Annotated in this window: 2 protein-coding genes; both read left to right on the forward strand. The window is 63.6% G+C overall.

All coding sequences use genetic code 11. The annotated features are described in order from the left end of the window. Positions 1-1,404, forward strand: a 1,404-nt coding sequence (locus tag Q0T48_RS06625) for a Wadjet anti-phage system protein JetA family protein (protein ID WP_295954111.1), incomplete at its 5' end; no start/stop codon positions are given. Continuing rightward, a complete protein-coding gene (locus tag Q0T48_RS06630) occupies positions 1,401-2,093 on the forward strand; it encodes a DUF4194 domain-containing protein (RefSeq protein WP_295954112.1) in 693 nt (230 codons plus the stop codon). The genes Q0T48_RS06625 and Q0T48_RS06630, both read left to right, overlap by 4 nt. Positions 2,094-2,123: the final 30 nt, after the last annotated feature.

A 2,123-nucleotide genomic window follows, 5' to 3' on the forward strand; every position in this document is an offset into this window, starting at 1 on the left:
TTCGGTCCGCTGGCATCGCCAAATCGGCACGGATATTGGTCGCTGCTGTGCCATTTACACCGCAGGCGCTTTGGTCCCGACGCGCCGCTACCGCCCAGCTATGGTTTCCTGCAGCGAGAGATCACCCAGGAGATCGAGGACCACCTCAAATACGCCGACGAATGGCAGCCCGAGTCCGACGATCAGCCCGACACGCCCCCGAACATCCGGGCCATCGGCACCTTCAACCGCTTGGTCGAGACCGGCTGGTTGCGCTTGGAGAAATACGGCATCGAGAAGACCGTCAACATGGCGCCGGCCGTGGGCCAGGTGCTGACCCAACTGATCAACTTCGCCGAGACGGGGCCGGTGTTCGTTTCCGGCAAGATCCGCGCGATCGATGCGGCCGTGGCCCAGGTGCACAAGGGCGAAGCCAGCGGCGACCTGCTGCGGGAGGCGGCCGAGCAGTGCCGCAACCTGTTGGTCTACATCCGTAACACCGGCACCAATGTGCGCGATCTCATGGCGGCCATAGGCGCGCAACCGACCACGGCCCAGTATGTTCGCTCCTTTTTTACCTCGTACATCCAAGAAGTTTTTATTGGGGACTACCAGGAACTGCGTACCCGGGAGCACCCCCTATCCAAGCGCCAGCAGATCCTGGACGCCGTCACAGATATCGACACCCAGCCAGAGCAGCGCAGTCGCTTGCTTGACTGGTATGTGAACCGCCTCTCCAGTGGGGATGACAAAAAAGGTCAGGCCGCCTTCCAGCGCGACCTACAGCGCCTCTATGAACTTGACCGGATCGAGGAATACCTGGAGCGTCTGGATGAAGAGATCCGCGTTGCCAACCGGCGCGCGCTAGCCTTCCTGGAATACAAGCTGCGCGCCATTCGCCCCATCGACAACCTGCTCCGGCAGACCATGGACCGGTTGATTGCCCATCCCGACATCGGTGTCGCCCCGGTGTTTCCGCCGGATGCCCTGATGGGTGCCGCCCGCCTGGCCCAACCACGCAAGGAGGTGCCGCGGCTGGCGCCCACGCCTTTGCGCCAGGTGATCATCTCCGATCGCACCCGCGCCATAGGCAACCTAGTGCGCCGCGCCCAGGAGCGCCGTTCCATCACGCCCGTGAAGCTGCGCGCCTATGCCGAGAAAGTACTGCAGGACACGGCCGCAGCCGGCCGCGACGCGCTGCCTTGCGCATCCATCGAGGACGTGCGTGCATTCCAGGCCCTGACCAGTGTGGCGATGGCCACCAACTCCCGAATCCCCCGGCTGGAAATGGAAGGCCGGGCTTCGGCCCCGGGCATGGAGCTGCGCTACACCAGCGACGAAGCCGCCGAGCACCCGTATTTGAGCGGCAAGCCATTCACACTGAGCTGGCGCAAACGTCAGACTAAAAACAGGGAGACCAAATGAGCAACCCAGGGGATTGGGAGAATCTGGCCAGCCGGTTGGATGGCATCTATGCCATCGAAGACTTCGAAACCGCCGCCTACCGGCTGGTGGCCGAGCAGGTGATCTACCACTCCGACCGGAGCAGTCGGGTGACCTATGCCATTCTGGACCTCTACGAGCGCGAGTTCGCCAAGGTTCTGGCCCCGCTGGGCGTGTCGCTGTCGATCAACCGGCAGCTGCGCTATGTCACCGCGCTGCCGCAGCACGCCAAGGCCGGTACCGCGACCGTGGCCCAGACGCTGTTTGCTCTGGTGCTGCGCGGCCTGTACGACGAAGGCGTGCGCGCGGGTGGGCTCACAGAAGATGGCGAGATCCTGTGCGACTACATCGAGCTGCAGGAGAAGTTCCACCTGATGACCGGGCGCGACCTGCCAACCCGAGGCGAGCTTGACACACTGCTGCGCTCCGCCAAGCGCTGGGGCATCGCCCGGCGGCTGGAAGACGATGACAGTGGCCATCTCACCCCCCTGCAGGAGCAGTCGGTTGGTGGCGTGGCCATTCGCCCGGCCATCGTCGACGTGCTGGGAGAAACAGCTTTAATACGGCTGGCGCAGTGGGGAGCCGCCAGGGATGAGGCGCATGCAGATGGCACCGTCGGCGAGCCTGTGGCGATCGAAGACAAACAGGGGATCAACGATGAAGCGGCTTGAGAGCGTCAAACTGGTGCAGTTCCTGCTGTA

This window comes from Rhodoferax sp. (genome assembly GCF_025354435.1).
Lineage (GTDB): Bacteria > Pseudomonadota > Gammaproteobacteria > Burkholderiales > Burkholderiaceae_C > Rhodoferax_B.